Below are 18,823 nucleotides of genomic sequence, written 5' to 3'. Positions count from 1 at the left end.
TTTTACTCCACCATCGTTAGATTCCCTCTATAAAAAGTTTTTAACCGCTAGGATAAAAACTTAACTAAGGATGTTAAATGGTTTCCGTTAGAAAATCTCACCAAATGACCAGTGCCAGCTTTGAGGCCTGGTTAGAACAGCTCAATCTCTCTGGCGACAAACAAAAGAGTGTTGAGTCTGTCTGGCTTGAGAATCAATCGCTGTACTCCGAAAACCTCGACTGCCAGGTAAAAGCGTTGGAAATGGTTGAGATTTTGTCTGGCCTGAATATGGATAGTGATTCCTTAATCGCCGCCTTATTGGTGCCACTGGTTGAGCATAATCTGATTGACGCTACACAGGTAGAAAATCAATATGGGAAATCCATTCATACCTTAGTCTCCGGTGTTGTGCAGATGGATGCTATCCGCAGTCTACAGCAACCTAGTGGTACTCATTTTGCCAGTGGCCAAATCGACAATCTTCGTAAAATGCTGTTATCCATGGTTGAAGACGTGCGGGCCGTGGTAATTAAGCTAGCGGAAAGAATATGTAACTTGCGTGAGATCAAAGAAAGCGATGAAGAAACGCGAGTCATTGCTGCCCGTGAAACCCAAAGTATCTATGCACCATTGGCGAATCGCCTGGGGATTGGACAACTGAAATGGGAGCTGGAAGATATTTCATTTCGCTATTTGCACCCAAACACTTACATGCGTATCGCTAAACTTCTTGATGAAAAGCGCTTGGACAGGGAGCAATACGTAAGCGACTTTGTCGATTATATTCAGCAGAAATTAAAACAGATGCACATCTCGGGTGAGGTCTATGGCCGCCCAAAACATATCTTCAGTATCTGGAAGAAGATGCAGAAAAAGGGCCTCGATTTTGAACAGCTTTACGATGTCAGGGCGGTAAGGGTTGTAGTCGATAAACTGCAGGACTGCTATGGTGCCTTGGGCGTTGTGCATACCAGCTGGAAACATTTACCGAGCGAATTTGACGACTATGTTGCAACCCCAAAACCTAACGGTTATCAATCCATTCATACCGTAGTATTGGGGCCAGAAGGAAAGTCTGTTGAAGTACAGATCCGAACCAGGCAAATGCACGATGATGCTGAGCTTGGTGTCGCCGCCCACTGGCGGTACAAAGAAGGCAGTGGTCAGGGTAAAGGAAGTTTTGACGATAAGATCAACTGGCTTCGCAAACTGCTGAAATGGCAGGAAGATGTTGTCGAATCCGATGAGCTGGTTGAAGAATTGCGCAATGAGGTTTTCGAAGACCGAATTTACGTATTTACACCCAATGGCGATGTCATCGATTTACCTAATGGGTCAACGCCTCTGGATTTTGCTTATTACATCCACTCAAATGTCGGCCATTGCTGTATTGGCGCCAAGATCTCGGGACGAATCGTTCCCTTTACTTATAAGCTGAATACCGGAGAGCAGGTTGAAATCCTTACCTCGAAGCAACCTAATCCGAGTCGGGATTGGTTGAACCCAAGCCTTGGTTATATCCACACTGCGAGGGCAAGGTCTAAGGTACAGCACTTCTTTAAATTGCTGGATAAAGATAAAAACATTTCTCAAGGTAAAGAACAGTTGGAAAGCCAGCTGCAGAAATTTGAAGATTTGGAACTCGATTACGCGCCGGTGTTGAAGCGTTTTAATGTGCTGTCCTTAGAGGATTTGCACGCAGCTATCGGTGCCGGTCATGTAAAAGTTGCGCAGGTCATTAATCAATTACAGGGGCAATGGCAAAAGCAGCAACCTCAGGAAGAAGTCGATCCTAAACTTATTATCAAAGGTTCCTCAGAGAAGCGGCAAACCGACAAAAACGGCATTACCGTTTCCGGTGTCGGGAATTTGTTAACTCATATGGCCAAGTGTTGTCAGCCAGTACCTGGTGATACCATCACTGGATTTATTACTCAGGGGCGGGGGATATCCATACATCGCAGCGATTGTGAGCAGTTACTTAACGCTGAAAAACAAAATCCTGAGCGTATTGTTGATGTGCAATGGGGGGATGATCAAAAAACCGGTTATCAGGTTTCTGTACAAATTATTACCGGTGAAAGGCAGGGGTTATTGCGGGATGTTACGACCATCATTGCCAATGAAAAAATAAACGTTCTTGATATGTCCTCGAAGAATGACCAAAAACTTCATCAAAATGTGATGACCTTCAAACTTGAGCTGGCTAACACCTCGGTTTTAGATCGTTTAATTAATAAAATAATGCAATTAGACGATGTGGTCAGAGTCGATCGCATTCGTCAGTAAGGATGGAATATGTTGTCATCGCCCGGGAGTGTTGAAAAGCTCATTTGGATCATGAAATCGTTACGGGATCCTGACGAGGGTTGTCCCTGGGACCAAAAGCAAAGCTTTGCCACGATTGTGCCATACACGCTCGAAGAAGCTTACGAAGTTGCAGAAGCCATAGAAAACCAAGACTTCGAAGAGCTTGAAAAGGAGCTCGGCGATCTCTTGTTTCAGGTGATATTTTACGCTCAGCTTGGTAAAGAGCAGGAGTTATTTGATTTCGATTCTGTCGTTGAAAAAATCTGTGAAAAACTGGTTCGTCGCCATCCCCATGTTTTTGCCGATAACCAATTTGCCGATGAAGCCGCGATAAAAGCCAATTGGGAAGCAGAAAAAGCCAAAGAGCGGCAGCAAAAAACTGCGCAATCACAATTAAGCATGCTGGCCGATATACCACGCAGCCTGCCGGCGCTATCGCAAGCTGCAAAAATTCAAAAACGTTGCGCCCACGTTGGTTTTGATTGGGACAATATTGCAGACGTATTTGATAAGGTTCGTGAAGAATGTGATGAAATCTCAGCAGAGTTAAATGCGAAAGATGTAAACCAGCAGGCTTTATCGGAAGAAATAGGCGATTTACTGTTTGCTGTTGTAAATCTCGCTCGCCATGCAAAGCTGGACCCGGAACAAACCTTACGACAGGCAAACCAAAAATTCACTCGCCGTTTTCAGTCGATTGAAAACCATTTCTTTAATACCAATACGGATATCACCCATGCCAGCCTCGAAGAGCTGGAAAGGCTTTGGCAACAAGCAAAACTTAATGGCTATTAAGTTTTGCGGGTGGAGTCAAGGCGTAGCCTTGAAGGTGGAGTTGACGTAAACCGTCAATGGTGGAGTCAAGATGGAAGCCATCTTGATGGTGGAGTCGAGACCAGCCGTCTCGAGGTAGGTTTTCGTCATTTCCAGCTACGACTGAAAATCAAAATCAAAACCATATCAGAGCAAAGCTAACGCCTTGCTCTGGGTTAGAGAGGTAAGCTTCGCTGGTGGAGTCAAGATGGAAAACATCTTGATGGTGGAGTCGAGACCAGCCGTCTCGAGGTAGGTTTTCGTCATTTCCAGCTACGACTGGAAATCAAAATCAAAACCATATCAGAGCAAAGCTAACGCCTTGCTCTGGGTTAGAGAGGTAAGCTTCGCTGGTGGAGTCAAGATGGAAGCCATCTTGAGGGTGGAGTCGAGACCAGCCGTCTCGAGGTAGGTTTTCGTCATTTCCAGCCACGACTGGAAATCAAAATCAAAACCATATCAGAGCAAAGCTAACGCCTTGCTCTGGGTTAGAGAGGTAAGCTTCGCTGGTGGAGTCAAGATGGAAAACATCTTGATGGTGGATTTGACGTAATACGTCAATGGTGGAGTTGCAGCAAAGCTGCAATGGAATGAGTTATCCTAAAACGTGACCTAGAGGAACGTTTTACTCCACCTTCGTTTGACTCCACCATAAAACACGACGCAGAGGAGTGTTTGACTCCACCATAAAACACGACGCAGAGGAGTGTTTGACTCCGACTTCGCAGAATCCCTCCATTACCAGATGCAAAGCGCTAGCTTTGCATCTGTAACAATTCTTTCATTCCCCAGTCATCCAACCGTCACAAACTCACTTTAAAGTGGCAGCGATTTTTCTAATCAGCCCCAGAGGTCAATTATGTTGCAACACCGAACACGTACTTCATTGATTCGTAAACGCAGTGCCGCTCATAAAGTTTACGTGCCATCGTCGGCTCGCGAAAATCAGTATCTTCTTATCGAAATCAAGCCTGATGATTTGATTGCTAAGTTTCGCAGCGATTTTCCCCAAGCTTCAGCTGAGCAACTTTATCAGTCATTAAGCAGTGTATTCTTTCAGCTTTGCGCTCAGCATAAGGTTGAAAATGCCAGTTTTATAGCCCAGGACAAATTGGTTCGGGTCATGTATTCACCAGAGCAGCAGGTCGTGGAAACCAAGCAGCAATTGCTGTTTCTTTATAATCCGGTGGCGCACTATGGTCGCCAACACTTTTATGATGGTGACACGTGGGCGAAAAAAATACAGTTATTGTTTTTAGCAACAGGCGATACGATTCGCGAGCATGCGCCAGAGTTTCATATACAAATCACCCAACTTGTGACGGAATTTGTAACAACACAAGGTTTGCAATCAGCGAGTATTAAAGTAAAAGACTTTCAGCATTTAACCTATGATGTGTTCGCGCCACACAAAGGCGATAAAAAAACACTAACTCATGGGTTTCGACCGATTAGCAAACGATACCAGCAACAACAGCTGATCCTTCCAGCTAAGCGTCAAGCCATGACCTTTGCAGTTGCCAGTTTGCCGGTTACCAATGCGTTGTTAAGTCAATGTGAAATTGATGCCAATGCCGTCGATCCTTACAATCCTTTGTATACCATGGTCGCTGATAAATTCACTAAGCTGGCACGCCAATATAATCTTAATCATTTGGCAATGGTTGCTAATGGCAAGATGCCTATTATTCGTCAAAGTGATGAGGATTTTGTGGTTCCCGATGGTGAGCTGTTAAACCTTGGTTTTAATACAATGGCGATAAATGGTCTGTTAGTTAGCCAATGGGATGCAAGTAAGCTGGTGGATACCATTCGTTTAGTATTTATCGCTAGTGATCATAATTGTACCCATAGAGGTTATGGCCGCTTTGTAAACCAGCTTTCGGAAGTTTTGGCCAAGCTGACAACCCAGTTAGGTTACAGCAAGGAAAAAGATGCGATTACCTTGCGGATTCATCAGCATTTGATGCACCAGCTTCCAGAGCAAGGCTAACGCCTCGCTCTGGGTTAGAGAGGTAAGCTGCGCTGGTGGAGTCAAGATGGAAAACATCTTGAGGGTGGAGTCGAATCAGAAAACGATTCGATGGTGGAGTAGAGACTAGTCGTCTCGAGGTGGGTTTCCGTCATTTCCAGCTACGACTGGAAATCAAAGCCAAGTTCATCGTTAGAGTCCACCTTAAATACGACGCTAGGGAGTATTTACTCCACCCTCGTCAGACTCCACCATAAAATATGACGCAGTGGAATATTTTACTCCTCCTTAAAACTCGATGTAGCGACGTGTTTTAATTAACTTTCGCCATTTAGCGTGCAGACAATCCTTCTCGCACCACCATGATTACGGTGCTCGCACAAGTAGATGCCTTGCCAGGTGCCCATAGCTAACCGGCCATTTTCAATAGGGACCATTAACTGGCAACCCAGAATTGAACTCTTAATATGAGCAGGCATATCATCCGAACCTTCATAATCGTGCAGGTAATAAGGCTGATTTTCCGGTACGAACTGATTAAAATGGCTCTCCATATCCATACGCACCGTCGGATCTGCATTTTCATTTATGGTTAAGGAAGCCGACGTATGCTGAATAAACAATTGCATAAAGCCAACGCGAAAATCCGAAAGCGCCGAAATTTTCGAGGTGATCTCATCGGTTACCAAGTGAAAGCCCCTGGATTTAGGCTGCAATTGAATCGTTTGTTGATGCCACATAAAAATTATCCCGATCATTAAAATAGGAGAATAATACGTCATTTTTATTCTCCTATTAAAGAGGGATAATATACTCCATTGCGTCGTATATTGGGTGGCGTCTACCGATGTTGGAGAAAATTCTCCCAGCCTTCGAATTTTTGGTGGAGACTGACGAAGAATCTTGCTTTGATTTCCAGTCGTGGCTGGAAATGACGAAAACCTACCTCGAGACGACTCGTCTCGACTCCACCCTTGACGTTTTACGTCAACTCCACCCTTGACGTTTTACGTCAACTCCACCATTGACGCTTTGCGTCGACTCCACCCTTGACGTTTTACGTCAACTCCACCCTTGACGTTTTACGTCAACTCCACCATTGACGCTTTGCGTCAACTCCACCCTTGACGTTTTACGTCAACTCCACCTTCAAGACGTCTTCTGTCTTGACTCCACCTTCTTAATCAACCCTATTATCATTCGATCTATAAGCTCGGCTTCTTGTCTATAATTTTTTACAGAATGAAAATCTAGATAACCTATTCGCTCGCCAATTATTAACTGGGTCTTAAGCTCTGCAAGGCTGCCTTTCGCGATATACAAATACTTCTTTTTGTCATTTATAGTCGGTTTCTCTATGCCTTCAGCTATATTGCTGGCGATAGACAAACTACTTCTGGTTATTTGATCGCGAAAGCCAAAATCGGTTATCGATGCCGTTAATTTAAAAATTTGAACCGCTAGGTCACAACTCTTTTGCCAAACCACAAGCTTTTCATGAAACATAAGTATTCTCCTTATCTTCCTAAGCTTAAACTGATTGCTATAAAACGAATTTGAAGTGAAATAATTTTGCTCCAGACTTCGCTTTTCCTGACTTTAATAAAACAGATCCGGATACGTAAAATTCTCCCAGCCTTCGAATTTCGGGTGGAGTCTGACGAAGAATCTTGCTTTGATTTCCAGTCGTGGCTGGAAATGACTAAAACCTACCTCGAGACGACTCGTCTCGACTCCACCATTGACGCTTTGCGTCAACTCCACCCTTGACGTTTTACGTCAACTCCACCATTGACGTTTTACGTCAACTCCACCTTCAAGACGTTTTGCGTATTGACTCCACCCTTGACGTTTTACGTCAACTCCACCTTCAAGACGTTTTGCGTATTGACTCCACCCTTGACGTTTTACGTCAACTCCACCTTCAAGACGTTTTGCGTCTTGACTCCACCTCGGGATTTAAAGAATCAAAACACCGCTAATAAATGATAGGGATTTGATACATAAAATCCCGATAATAACTGATAGGGTTTTGATAAAGAAAATCCCGTTGTTGTCCCGCCGAGCTTTTGCTACAATGCTTTCCCGTCCTGCTACACTGTTAGCACAACTACTTTACTGTTTTTCCTTACATCTGGGTTTCACATGACAACAAGATATATTTTTGTAACTGGTGGGGTGGTTTCATCCCTGGGCAAGGGTATTGCTGCAGCCTCAATGGCGGCGATACTGGAAGCACGTGGTTTGAAGGTAACCATGCTAAAACTTGACCCATATATCAATGTTGATCCAGGTACGATGAGCCCGATTCAACATGGTGAAGTGTTCGTTACCAATGACGGCGCCGAAACCGATTTGGATTTGGGTCACTATGAGCGTTTTATTCGCACCAAAATGACCAAGCGTAACAACTTCACTACGGGCCGTATCTATCAGGATATCTTGGCTCGTGAACGTCGCGGTGAATTTTTAGGTGCAACCATTCAGGTAATTCCACACATCACTAACGATATCAAACGTCGCGTTATCGAAGGCGCTGAAGGTTTTGATGTTGCTATGGTTGAAATCGGTGGTACGGTTGGTGATATCGAATCACAGCCTTTCTTAGAAGCCATTCGTCAATTAGGTGTTGAACTGGGACGTGAGCGTGCCATGTATATGCACCTTACCTTAGTGCCTTATCTGAAAGCTTCGGGTGAAATTAAAACCAAGCCTACCCAGCACTCGGTTAAAGAGTTGCGTTCGATTGGTATTTTCCCTGACATTCTGGTTTGTCGCAGCGAAGGCGTTATTCCTGCAAACGAACGCGCGAAAATTGCCTTATTCACCAACGTTGAAGAGCGTGCGGTGGTATCGATGCGCGATGTCGACAGCATCTACAAAATCCCGGCATTGTTAAAATCACAAGGCACTGACGAGCTAGTTGTTAAGCGTTTCGGTATTGACGCGCCAGAGGCTGATTTGCACGAGTGGGAACAGGTTCTTTATCAGGAAGCCAATCCAAAGGGCGAAGTAACCATTGGTATGGTTGGTAAATACATTGAATTACCCGATGCCTACAAGTCAGTTAACGAAGCTTTAAAGCATGCCGGCCTGAAGAATCAGTTGTCGGTAAACATCCAGTATATTGATTCACAAAGCGTTGAAAGCAAAGGCGAACAAGCGCTTGCAGGCGTTGACGCTATCCTGGTACCGGGTGGTTTTGGTGAGCGTGGTGTTGAGGGTAAAATTTTAACGGCCCAATATGCCCGTGAGAATAACATTCCTTATTTCGGTATTTGTTTAGGGATGCAGGTAGCACTTATCGAGTACGCTCGAAATGTAGCCAAACTTAACGATGCTCACTCAACCGAATTTAATGCTGAAACACCATATCCGGTTGTTGGCCTGATTGAAGAGTGGCTTGACGAAGAAGGTCAGGTTGAGACCCGTGACGAAAACTCCGATTTAGGTGGTACCATGCGTCTTGGCTCACAGCAGTGTCATTTAATTGCAGGGACTAAGGCTGCTTCCATCTACGGTGGTGAAAGTATTTTTGAACGTCATCGCCACCGCTATGAAGTGAATAACAATTACCGTCAGCAATTAAGTGATGCCGGTCTGGTATTCTCAGGTTTATCCGCAGATAAAAAGCTTGTTGAGATGATTGAATTGCCAGAGCACCCTTGGTATGTCGCAGGTCAGTTCCACCCAGAGTTCAATTCGACACCACGGGATGGTCACCCATTGTTCGAAAGCTTCGTAGCTGCAGCGTTTGAACATCAGAAAAACCAGCAAAAATAATAAGTTCAAAGCGAGCCGTAGCTAAGGATGTTAGCTACGGCTTTTTTATTAAAATAAAGAGGTTGATATGTCAGAGATAGTTAAAGTGATCGCTCGCGAGGTAATGGACTCTCGCGGTAATCCAACGGTAGAAGCAGATGTACGTTTAGCATCTGGTGCTTTTGGTCGTGCTTGTGCGCCTTCTGGTGCTTCTACTGGTTCTCGTGAAGCGTTAGAATTACGCGATGGTGATAAAAGCCGTTACTTAGGTAAAGGCGTTCTTAAAGCCGTCGCCGCCGTGAATGAGAAAATTGCCCTAGCACTAATCGGTAAAAATGCTTTAGAACAAGCTCAAATCGATCAAATCATGATTGATTTAGATGGTACTGAGAACAAAGAAAACTTTGGTGCGAATGCGATTTTGGCGGTATCTTTGGCGGTTGCCAAAGCAGCCTCAGCTGCCAAAGGTGTGGAACTATACGAACACATCGCTGATCTCAATGGTACGCCTGGCGTTTACAGCTTGCCGGTACCTATGATGAACATTATCAATGGTGGTGAGCATGCGGACAACAACGTTGATATTCAGGAATTCATGATCCAACCGGTTGGTGCTCCGAACTTCTCTGAAGCATTGCGTATGGGTGCTGAAGTATTCCATGCCCTGAAAAAAGTGCTTTCCGCAAAAGGCCTGAATACAGCCGTTGGCGATGAAGGTGGTTTTGCCCCTGACTTAGAATCCAATGCCGATGCCCTGGCGGTAATTAAAGAAGCGATTGCGGCTGCAGGTTATGAGTTAGACAAAGACATCACCTTAGCGATGGATTGTGCGGCGTCAGAATTTTATGATGCTGAGAACAAAATCTACGACTTAAAAGGCGAAGGCAAAAAATTCACCTCGAATGAATTCTCTGACTTTTTAGGTGAGCTTTGTAAGCAATACCCAATTGTTTCTATTGAAGACGGTCTGGACGAGTCAGATTGGGATGGCTTCAAATACCAAACACAATTGCTTGGCGATAAAGTACAAATCGTTGGTGATGACTTGTTTGTTACAAACACTAAAATCTTAAAGCGTGGTATTGAGAACGGTATCGGTAACTCAATCTTGATCAAATTCAACCAAATCGGTTCTTTAACGGAAACCCTGAATGCGATCAAAATGGCGAAAGATGCAGGCTTTACCGCCGTTATCTCACATCGCAGTGGTGAAACCGAAGATGCGACTATCGCTGATTTAGCGGTAGGTACTGCAGCGGGTCAAATCAAGACCGGTTCTCTGTGTCGCTCAGATCGCGTTGCTAAGTACAACCAGCTATTACGTATCGAAGAGTTCCTTGGCGATAAAGCGGTTTATAATGGCCGCTCGGAAATTAAGGGCCAATAACTTTAAAAAGCTCCTTCGGGAGCTTTTTTGCTTTTAGAGGGAGGCTTCGCAGGTGGAGTCAAAACTGAATATGTTTTGAAGGTGGAGTTGACGCGCAGCGTCAAGGGTGGAGTTTCAGCAAAGCTGAAAAGCTTAACCCGTCATTTCCAGCTACGACTGGAAATCAAAGCCAAAACCTAATCCTGAGATCTCCAGTTACCCGGAGATGACGAAGCGAGGCTCACTTCCACCTTCCACTTCCACCTTCCTCTTCCTCCCGTCATTTCCAGCCACGACTGGAAATCAAAGCCAAAACCAAAACCTTAACCATCAGAGTATCTCCGGATACAAATCGCGCCAATCAGGGTTAGAGCTTCCTATCAATTCATCTTTCCAGGCTCGGGACCATTTTTTTAGCTGCTTTTCCCGTGAAATAGCATTGACCATATCGTCGAAAAGCTCGAAGTAAACCAATTTAGACAAACTATATTTACTGGCAAAACCTGCAACCAGTTTCTCTCTGTGTTGGTATATGCGCTGCGGTAAGTTGCTAGTAACACCGATATATACGACAGTGTTTTCTTTGTTAGTGACTATATAAATTGCAGGTTGTTTCATCAGAGAAATCCATTTCTATGACTGATTAGAAAAGTGTAGACCTTGATTCCCTGTCGTGGCAGGGAATGACTCAAACGCTCTATGCCCTTCCATCCAATTTAAGACGACGCACCCGCTCTATGAGCTCCCAGCACGCCACTAACATAGCAGCGGCTTACTCAATTCTCGAAACCTCTTTTTGTGTCGCCAAATCCATTGTTGACGCTGATTTTCAATTTCACTACCCAGGAGTCGTCTCGACTTTACCATCCAAACGATTCGTTTATTACGCTGGCTTTTTTTAGGGAACTTATGTTTAATTAATAAACAACCAATAATAACGGATAGCAAGGAGCATTGCTGGTTCAGGCAACTCTCACGGAAAATGGAACAAGACTCTTTTTGGCAAGGGGCTGGATCCCACCCTCAATTTCATCAGCTTTGCCACGCTTTATATGAGCGTGAAGTTGACAAGTTGTCTGCTTTGGAAACTAGCAGCGTTGCACCTATTCAAGCCAAGCTAAAAAGTCTCAGCCATTACATATCGAGAACAGCCCATGCGCTCTTAGCCTCTGACGCACCAATTCAGGTTGATTGTCAAAATGCAAGTTGGTCAGCAAAACAATCCACTAAGATACCCATAAATGATCAAACCCCAGATACCGTCGCTAGTTGGTTTCAAACGAAAACACTGTCACTGGGATTAGTTGTGCCTGTGTATCAACAAGCACAAGGTATAGAATTTATTTTCCTCGATTGCATCGATAAAATTGACCTTGAGGCTAATACCATACGCTGTAATTTTTCAGGTCGGTTCCAGCTGACCAGTTCCGGAATCGAAAATAAGTATGGCTATCAGCTTTTAAAACCGAACCGCAAAGTAATGCTTGCCGCATGCAGTGGACATCGATGGGTTGCAGGTAAAAAATCTAACCCCAGATCTCTTGATTTAAGAGAGCTATTGTTGTCTTCACAAATTAATTGGAAGAATTTTCAAAAGCCTTTGCCGCCGGCGGAGAAGTTTTAAAAAGCTCCCGTCGGGAGCTTTTATCTTTTTAGAGGGACGCTTCGCAGGTGGAGTCAAAACAGAATACGATTTGAAGGTGGAGTCGACGCTGAGCGTCGATGGTGGAGTTTACGCAAAGCGTAAAAGGTGGAGTTGCAGCAAAGCTGCAAGGGTTTTAACCAGGGACGGTTTATATGCCGAAAATGCACTAATACATGGAAGTATGTAGGTAGAATAACGCACTAATACATGGAAGTATGTAGGTAGAATAACGCAGGAGCAGTTATCGAGGAGCAGTTATCGAGGAGCGGTTATCGAGGAGCAGTTATCGAGGAGCAGTTATCGAGGAGCAGTTATCGAGGAGCAATTTTTGGTGGAGTTTCAGCGAAGCTGAAATGGTGGAGTCAAAATAAAATTTTGAAGGTGGAGTTGACGCAAAGCGTCAATGGTGGAGTCGAGACGAGTCGTCTCGAGGTAGGTTTTCGTCATTTCCAGCTACGACTGGAAATCAAAGCCGTAACCTAAGCACGAGATCTTCAGTGACCCGAATATGGTCAAGGATGACCGGTATGCAGAAAATGCAGGAGCGATTTTCTGTGATGACGGTAATTAAACTGCGTAACATAAAGTCGCTTTTCGTCATTTCCAGCTACGACTGGAAATCAAAGCCATAACCTAATCCTGAGATCTCCAGTTACCCGGAGATGACGAAGCGAGGCTCACTTCCACCTTCCACTTCCACCTTCCTCCCGTCATTTCCAGCTACGACTGGAAATCAAAGCCAAAACCTAATCCTGAGATCTCCAGTTACCCGGAGATGACGAAGCGAGGCTCACTTCCACCTTCCACCTTCCTCTTCCACTTCCAACTCGTCATTTCCAGCTACGACTGGAAATCAAAGCCAAAACCTAATCCTGAGATCTCCAGTTACCCGGAGATGACGAAGCGAGGCTCACTTCCACCTCCCACTTCCACCTTCCTCTTCCACTTCCAACTCGTCATTTCCAGCTACGACTGGAAATCAAAGCCAAGTGCATCGTTAGAGTCCACCATAAATACGACGCTAGGGAGTATTTACTCCACCATTGACGCTGTTCGTCAACTCCACCTTCGAAACATCTTTGGTTTCGACTCCACCTCCGAAACATCTTTGGTTTCGACTCCACCTGCGAAACATCTTTGGTTTCGACTCCACCTTCGAAACATCTTTGGTTTCGACTCCACCTCCGAAACATCTTTGGTTTCGACTCCACCTCCGAAACATCTTTGGTTTCGACTCCACCTTCGAAACATCTTTGGTTTCGACTCCACCTTCGAAACATCTTTGGTTTCGACTCCACCTCCGAAACATCTTTGGCTTCGACTCCACCTCCGAAACATCTTTGGTTTCGACTCCCCCTATACAGCTCTGCTGTAAAACCCATTCCGTTTTACGGGCGAAGTTGCTATTATCTCCTTAACTCCGTTAACGGCCCGTATCTTCATGAAAATCATCAATGCCATTCTCATCATTCTTGTGCTGTTACTGCAGTACCGGCTGTGGTTTGGTAAAAATAGTATCGGTGATTACATTGCTCTTGAAGAGAGGGTGGTTCATCAAACAGAACAAAATCAAAAACTGCAGCAACGAAATAAGCTGGTTTATGCGGATATTGATGATTTAAAAAATGGCCTGGAAGCCATCGAAGAGAATGCCCGTAACGAACTTGGCATGATCAAAGAGGGCGAAGTCTTCTTCCGGGTGATCCCTAAAGAGAACTAAAGGTCATTGGGGTCAGGTCTTGACCCCAATACTTCTTAATGAGAACGAATCGTGATCGATAAAGACGATAATCTTCAGGTTCCGGTAGTGGTTCCTGCCGCGGGTATTGGTAAACGCATGGCCAGCGATATCCCCAAACAATACCTAACTCTGGCTGGAAAAACGATTCTCGAACATACCGTTGAACGTTTGTTAGCCCATCCAAATGTTTCCAAGGTCATTGTCGCCTTAAATAGCGAAGATACCTTCTTCAACAAATTACCCCTAAATGATAATCCTGATGTGATTACCGTAACTGGCGGCAGCGAACGATGTGATTCGGTTTTAGCCGGTTTAAAGCAAGTTAAGGATAGTCCCGTTGCCATGGTTCATGACGCCGCTCGGCCTTGCCTGACCCATGAAGACATCAGCCAGTTAATCAATCATTACCAGCAAACGGGACGTGGCGCTATTTTAGCATCTCGGGTAAGAGATACGATGAAACGCACCAATGCCGACAATCAAATATCTCACAGCGAGTCGCGAGACAATCTTTGGCATGCTTTAACCCCACAACTTTTTGCAACTGGCTTGCTCATCGAAGCGCTTGAAAAAGCCCTTGCGGCGAAACAAACCATTACCGATGAAGCTTCGGCAATGGAATATTGCAATCATCCCGCCGATGTTGTTGTGGGTCGGGCGGATAATATCAAAGTCACCCAGCCGGAAGATTTGGATTTGGCTCAATTCATCCTCAAACAACAGCAAAGGACAGTGGAATGAACATGCGAATAGGACACGGTTTTGACGTTCACAAGTTTGGCGGAGAAGGCCCGGTTACCCTTGCCGGTGTGAAAATTAATTTTGATCAGGGTTTCGTTGCCCATTCCGACGGTGATGTCGCCATTCACGCGCTTTGCGATGCTATCCTTGGGGCATTGTGCCTTGGCGATATCGGTAACCATTTCCCTGATACCGACGCAGATTACGAAAATATCGATTCACGCATTTTGCTGCGCCACGTGGTCGGCCTGATGCAACAAAAATCCTTTCAAATCGGCAATGTCGATATCACCATTGTCGCTCAGGCGCCAAAAATCGCACCACATTTATTAGCGATGCGACAAGTGCTTGCAGAAGACTTGCTCACCGATATTGATAACGTCAATGTCAAAGCAACGACCACCGAAAAGCTCGGCTATGTTGGCCGCAAAGAAGGTGTGAGTGTGCACGCCGTAGTCCTGTTATCGGGTGCGAGCGCCGGACGCCGGGCACTTCGAAGAGCGATAAGGTAAATTGCCTGGTAAACCATTATGAATAATGAATTAGCGTATCTATATCAAAAACCACAATCCACGGGTGTTATCCGTACCAATCCTGAAGACTTTAAGGTTTTCGAAGTACTGCCGTTTACGTTCAGTGGAGAAGGTGAGCACCTGGTATTACATATTCGCAAAACCGGCGCCAATACCACATTTGTCGCCCGGCAATTGGCCCGTTACTTTAAGGTAAAAGATGCCTTGGTTTCATACGCCGGTATGAAGGATAGAAATGCAGTAACAGAGCAATATTTCAGTATTCATTTACCGGGTAAGCCTGACGATGATATCAGCGATTTGAAGATTGAAGGTGTCGAGGTTCTGGCAAAATATCGTCACAATAAAAAACTGAAAACCGGCGCCCTTTCAGGAAATCGCTTTGAATTAGTGATCCGCAATGTTACCGATGTCGATGACATCTACCGACACTGGATACACATTTGTAAAACCGGAGTACCAAATTACTTTGGCGAACAGCGATTCGGAATCAATGGTAATAATTTAGACCGGGCAAAAGACATGTTTGCCGGCGCCAAAGTAAAAGATAAGAAAAAACGCGGTTTTTATTTATCTGCAGTTCGCTCTTATTTATTTAACCAGGTATTGAATCAACGCATCGAACAGGGCTTATTCAGTCATTTAGATGTTGGCGATGTGATGATGATGGCGGGTAGTCAGTCGGTGTTTATCATTGACGAGTTAAACGATGATATTCAGGATAGATTTAACCGCAAAGATATTGATTTAACTGCGCCGATGTGGGGCAGGGGCAGATTAATGACTGAGGGCGCAGCCGCAGAACGTGAGCAGAATTTAGCAAGGTGTTTTCCGGATTTGTGCGAAGGCTTAGAAGCTTTTGGTTTGCAGCAGGAGCGTCGTCGTATTCGACTGATGCCCACCGATGCCGACATTCAAACTGCGAACGATAATGTGAAGTTAAGCTTTTTCTTGCCGGCTGGTAGTTTTGCTACCACGGTTTTGCGAGAGTTAGTTGACTATCAAGATGCGAGTGAGCTTAAAAGGACAGAGAATCATGTTGAAAATTCTGGTCAGTAATGATGATGGCGTAAATGCCAGGGGCATTGCCGTTCTCAATGATGAGTTGAGTAAATTTGCCAATACCATGGTCATTGCGCCCGACAGGAATTGTTCCGGTGCCAGTAACTCGCTTACCTTAGTAAACCCGTTACGAGCCGAAACCCATAGCAATGGCTTTATTGCCGTCAATGGGACGCCAACGGATTCCGTGCACGTGGGAATATCGCAACTATTCGATGGAACGCCAGACTTAGTTGTTGCCGGCATCAATCACGGCGCCAACCTTGGTGATGATGTATTGTATTCTGGCACGGTAGCTGCTGCTACCGAAGGACGACACATGGGCCTACCGGCAATTGCCGTGTCTCTGGCGGGCAACGAACATTTTGAAACGGCAGCCATTGTTGCCGCAAAGTTTATCAAACGCCTTGGTGAGCACCCATTAAATAGCGATCAAATAATCAATATCAATGTACCAGATGTGCCGATATCAGAATTGAAAGGCATTAAGGTTACCAGGCTAGGACATCGCCATCGTGCTGAATCGATGACCAAAACATTGGACCCGTGGAATCGCGATATTTATTGGTATGGCTCTTTAGGGGCTGGCCTTGATTGCGCGGAAGGAACCGATTTTTATGCGATTGAGCGAGGCTACGCGTCGATTACGCCATTAACGGTTGATATGACAGCGTATCGAAGTTTGATGCCAATGACCGAATGGGTAAATGAATTAAAACTATGAGTCGAAGTTCCTCATTAGGCGGTAAATCCCAACGTTCAGGATTAATTCTCGCCAAACAATTGCAAGCCAGTGGTATTACGAGTACCAAAGTACTTGAAGCCATTGCAAATTGCCCTCGTCATTTATTTGTGCCTGAGATATTGGCGCATAAAGCGTATGATAATACCGCGTTGCCTATCGGCCAGGGGCAGACCATATCGCAACCTTATATTGTCGCCCGAATGACAGAGTTAATCTTGAGCGACAATAACGACCAGGTACTTGAAGTTGGCACCGGCTCTGGCTATCAAACCGCGATTTTGGCGCAAATATTTGCTAAGGTATTTTCCGTTGAACGGATAAAATCTTTGCAATGGCAGGCAAAACGGCGGCTGCGAAACCTCGACCTACATAATGTCTCGATGAAACATGGTGATGGCTGGAAGGGCTGGGCAAACAAAGGGCCCTATAAAGCCATTATTGTTACCGCAGCCCCTGACGACGTTCCGCCACAATTGCTTGAGCAACTCGATGATGGCGGAAAAATGATTATTCCGGTCGGTCAGGATCACCAGATATTGAGACTGATCACCCGTAACAACAATAATTTTCAACAACAAATGATAGAGGCGGTTAGATTTGTACCGCTTGTTCCCGGAGAACTGCTTTGAAAATCTTTACCGCCCTATACGATTGGACTTTAAAGTGGGCCGAACACAAATTCGCCCCTGCGGTATTATCTGCTATTACCTTCGCTGAATCGGTGTTTTTTCCAATTCCACCGGATGTGTTACTTGCCCCTATGGTCTTGGCAAAACCTCATCGCGCATGGCGATTAGCGACAATTACAACCATTTCGTCAGTGATCGGAGGAGTAGTCGGGTATTTTCTCGGTTATCTGATGTTTGAACCGCTTATTCAACCGCTTTTAATAGAATTTAACTACATGGATAAGTTTCAAAGAGCGATGGACTGGTTTGAACAATATGGCGTATGGGTAGTTTTTCTCGCTGGCTTTTCGCCAATCCCCTATAAAGTGTTTACGTTATCTGCAGGATTCCTGCAAATGATGTTCCTGCCGTTCCTGATTGCTTCGGCGGTAGGGCGTGGAATGCGCTTCTTTTTGGTCGCGGGTTTAATTGCCTGGGGCGGTGCAAAAATGGAAGCTAAGTTGCGTAAAAGTATTGATGTTATCGGCTGGAGCGTTGTCGCGCTTGTTGTGATACTTTATTTTATGATGCGCTAAACGCTACAATAGAAAATATAAAGACTAATAAATTCAAATTAATATGTTGTCAGTGTGAGAGTCATTGTGTTGCTGAAAAAGGAAATTACTGCACTGTTGCTCGGCGTTACGTTTTTACTTAGCGCCTGTGCTGAGCGAATTCGACCCGCAGAAGTGGTGAGCATCGGTGGTTCCAAACCGACGTTGCAAAAAGAAAAAAACACCTTGTCCGGCTCAACCCATAAAGTACTAGCCGGAGAGACCCTTTACTCTATTGCCTGGCGCTCAGGAAGCGATGTAGAAACCCTTGCGGCCCTCAATAATTTATCTGCGCCTTATCGAATATTCCCTGGTCAGACCTTATCCTTGGTCGCCAGTAAACCCTCCTCAAAGCGAGCTGCAGCAAAGAAAAGCACAACTAATAAGGCAAAAAATAAAACTGCCTCAAAAAAACCACAAAAATCTCAAACAAAAGTTGTTGCAAATCAAAAATCAGAGGAGTATGTTAAAAAAAGTGACGAAAAAATAACCAATGTGAAAGTCCCGTCTATCAACTCCAAAGTTGATTCCTGGCTCTGGCCAGCGGCAGGAAAAGTCATCTCTGGTTTTTCGAGCGCGAAGCAAGGCAACAAAGGCATTAGTATTGCCGGCGTTAAGGGGCAGGAAATTAAAGCATCAGCCGATGGCTTGATTGTCTATTCCGGAAATGCCTTGCGAGGATATGGAAACCTAATAATTATAAAACACAATGACGATTACCTAAGTGCTTATGCGCATAACGACACCTTGTTGGTTCAGGAACAGCAAAACGTCAGGGCAGGGCAGGTAATCGCCAAAATGGGTAGCACGGGTACAGATAAAACCATGCTACATTTTGAAATTCGATTTCGGGGCAAGTCGGTGAATCCAGCCAGGTATTTACCGAAGCGTTAATAAAAAAACAGAGGCAAGCAGTGAATAAAACCTAGA

17 protein-coding genes are annotated in these 18,823 nt (G+C 45.0%); 14 read left to right on the top strand and 3 right to left on the bottom strand.

Annotation, left to right across the window (positions count from 1 at the left end; all coding sequences use genetic code 11):
* The first annotated feature begins 77 nt into the window (after nucleotides 1-77).
* The 3 genes from relA to FNC98_RS12035 all read left to right on the top strand — a co-directional run bounded on the left by relA (nucleotide 78) and on the right by FNC98_RS12035 (nucleotide 5,097).
* Complete coding sequence (gene relA, locus FNC98_RS12045; protein WP_143581472.1) at nucleotides 78-2,270, top strand: GTP diphosphokinase; 2,193 nt, start codon at nucleotides 78-80, stop codon at nucleotides 2,268-2,270.
* Between the two features lie 9 nt (nucleotides 2,271-2,279).
* Nucleotides 2,280-3,086, top strand: coding sequence for a nucleoside triphosphate pyrophosphohydrolase (gene mazG / locus FNC98_RS12040; RefSeq protein WP_143581471.1), 807 nt, complete (start codon nucleotides 2,280-2,282; stop codon nucleotides 3,084-3,086).
* A gap of 877 nt (nucleotides 3,087-3,963) precedes the next feature.
* The gene (locus FNC98_RS12035; RefSeq protein ID WP_143581470.1) at nucleotides 3,964-5,097 is read left to right on the top strand and encodes a DUF3083 family protein; all 1,134 of its coding nucleotides are present in this window, start codon (nucleotides 3,964-3,966) and stop codon (nucleotides 5,095-5,097) included.
* 296 nt (nucleotides 5,098-5,393) lie between these two features.
* Here FNC98_RS12035 and FNC98_RS12030 read toward each other — a convergent pair whose 3' ends face one another.
* Complete coding sequence (locus FNC98_RS12030) at nucleotides 5,394-5,858, bottom strand: secondary thiamine-phosphate synthase enzyme YjbQ (RefSeq protein WP_260680353.1); 465 nt, start codon at nucleotides 5,856-5,858, stop codon at nucleotides 5,394-5,396.
* A gap of 367 nt (nucleotides 5,859-6,225) precedes the next feature.
* Nucleotides 6,226-6,582: a four helix bundle protein gene (locus FNC98_RS12025; RefSeq protein ID WP_143581469.1), complete on the bottom strand. Its 357-nt coding sequence runs from the start codon at nucleotides 6,580-6,582 to the stop codon at nucleotides 6,226-6,228.
* Nucleotides 6,583-7,221: 639 nt separating this feature from the next.
* Here FNC98_RS12025 and FNC98_RS12020 point away from each other — a divergent pair.
* Together FNC98_RS12020 and eno are read left to right on the top strand one after the other, a co-directional pair.
* Nucleotides 7,222-8,859, top strand: a complete 1,638-nt coding sequence (locus tag FNC98_RS12020) for a CTP synthase (RefSeq protein ID WP_143581468.1) — start codon at nucleotides 7,222-7,224, stop codon at nucleotides 8,857-8,859.
* A 67-nt stretch (nucleotides 8,860-8,926) separates the two neighbouring features.
* On the top strand, nucleotides 8,927-10,225 hold the full coding sequence (eno, locus tag FNC98_RS12015; protein WP_143581467.1) for a phosphopyruvate hydratase: 1,299 nt from the start codon (nucleotides 8,927-8,929) through the stop codon (nucleotides 10,223-10,225).
* 309 nt (nucleotides 10,226-10,534) lie between these two features.
* Here the strand turns inward: eno and FNC98_RS12010 are convergent, their stop codons facing one another.
* The gene (locus FNC98_RS12010) at nucleotides 10,535-10,822 is read right to left on the bottom strand and encodes a GIY-YIG nuclease family protein (RefSeq protein WP_143581466.1); all 288 of its coding nucleotides are present in this window, start codon (nucleotides 10,820-10,822) and stop codon (nucleotides 10,535-10,537) included.
* A 364-nt stretch (nucleotides 10,823-11,186) separates the two neighbouring features.
* Between FNC98_RS12010 and FNC98_RS12005 the strand changes: the two genes are divergently transcribed.
* The 9 genes from FNC98_RS12005 to FNC98_RS11965 all read left to right on the top strand — a co-directional run bounded on the left by FNC98_RS12005 (nucleotide 11,187) and on the right by FNC98_RS11965 (nucleotide 18,787).
* Nucleotides 11,187-11,828, top strand: coding sequence for a hypothetical protein (locus FNC98_RS12005; RefSeq protein ID WP_143581465.1), 642 nt, complete (start codon nucleotides 11,187-11,189; stop codon nucleotides 11,826-11,828).
* A gap of 1,462 nt (nucleotides 11,829-13,290) precedes the next feature.
* A complete protein-coding gene (gene ftsB / locus FNC98_RS12000) occupies nucleotides 13,291-13,569 on the top strand; it encodes a cell division protein FtsB (RefSeq protein ID WP_143581464.1) in 279 nt (92 codons plus the stop codon).
* 51 nt (nucleotides 13,570-13,620) lie between these two features.
* Nucleotides 13,621-14,331, top strand: coding sequence for a 2-C-methyl-D-erythritol 4-phosphate cytidylyltransferase (gene ispD / locus FNC98_RS11995; protein WP_313904104.1), 711 nt, complete (start codon nucleotides 13,621-13,623; stop codon nucleotides 14,329-14,331).
* A 2-nt stretch (nucleotides 14,332-14,333) separates the two neighbouring features.
* Nucleotides 14,334-14,843, top strand: coding sequence for a 2-C-methyl-D-erythritol 2,4-cyclodiphosphate synthase (gene ispF, locus FNC98_RS11990; RefSeq protein ID WP_144035549.1), 510 nt, complete (start codon nucleotides 14,334-14,336; stop codon nucleotides 14,841-14,843).
* An 18-nt stretch (nucleotides 14,844-14,861) separates the two neighbouring features.
* Nucleotides 14,862-15,923: a tRNA pseudouridine(13) synthase TruD gene (gene truD / locus FNC98_RS11985; protein WP_143581463.1), complete on the top strand. Its 1,062-nt coding sequence runs from the start codon at nucleotides 14,862-14,864 to the stop codon at nucleotides 15,921-15,923.
* The gene (gene surE, locus FNC98_RS11980) at nucleotides 15,904-16,650 is read left to right on the top strand and encodes a 5'/3'-nucleotidase SurE (protein ID WP_144035548.1); all 747 of its coding nucleotides are present in this window, start codon (nucleotides 15,904-15,906) and stop codon (nucleotides 16,648-16,650) included. Before truD ends, surE begins: the two co-directional genes overlap by 20 nt.
* Nucleotides 16,647-17,300 (top strand): protein-L-isoaspartate(D-aspartate) O-methyltransferase, encoded by a 654-nt coding sequence (locus FNC98_RS11975; RefSeq protein WP_143581462.1) that lies wholly within the window; start codon nucleotides 16,647-16,649, stop codon nucleotides 17,298-17,300. Before surE ends, FNC98_RS11975 begins: the two co-directional genes overlap by 4 nt.
* The gene (locus FNC98_RS11970; RefSeq protein WP_143581461.1) at nucleotides 17,297-17,875 is read left to right on the top strand and encodes a YqaA family protein; all 579 of its coding nucleotides are present in this window, start codon (nucleotides 17,297-17,299) and stop codon (nucleotides 17,873-17,875) included. Before FNC98_RS11975 ends, FNC98_RS11970 begins: the two co-directional genes overlap by 4 nt.
* A 66-nt stretch (nucleotides 17,876-17,941) precedes the next feature.
* A complete protein-coding gene (locus FNC98_RS11965) occupies nucleotides 17,942-18,787 on the top strand; it encodes a peptidoglycan DD-metalloendopeptidase family protein (RefSeq protein ID WP_221932887.1) in 846 nt (281 codons plus the stop codon).
* The last annotated feature ends 36 nt before the right edge of the window (nucleotides 18,788-18,823 follow it).

The organism is Thalassotalea sp. PS06, assembly GCF_007197775.1.
GTDB lineage: Bacteria > Pseudomonadota > Gammaproteobacteria > Enterobacterales > Alteromonadaceae > Thalassotalea_A.
Note: the sequence above shows the minus strand (reverse complement) of the source record. Positions and strands in the feature narration are given on the sequence as shown.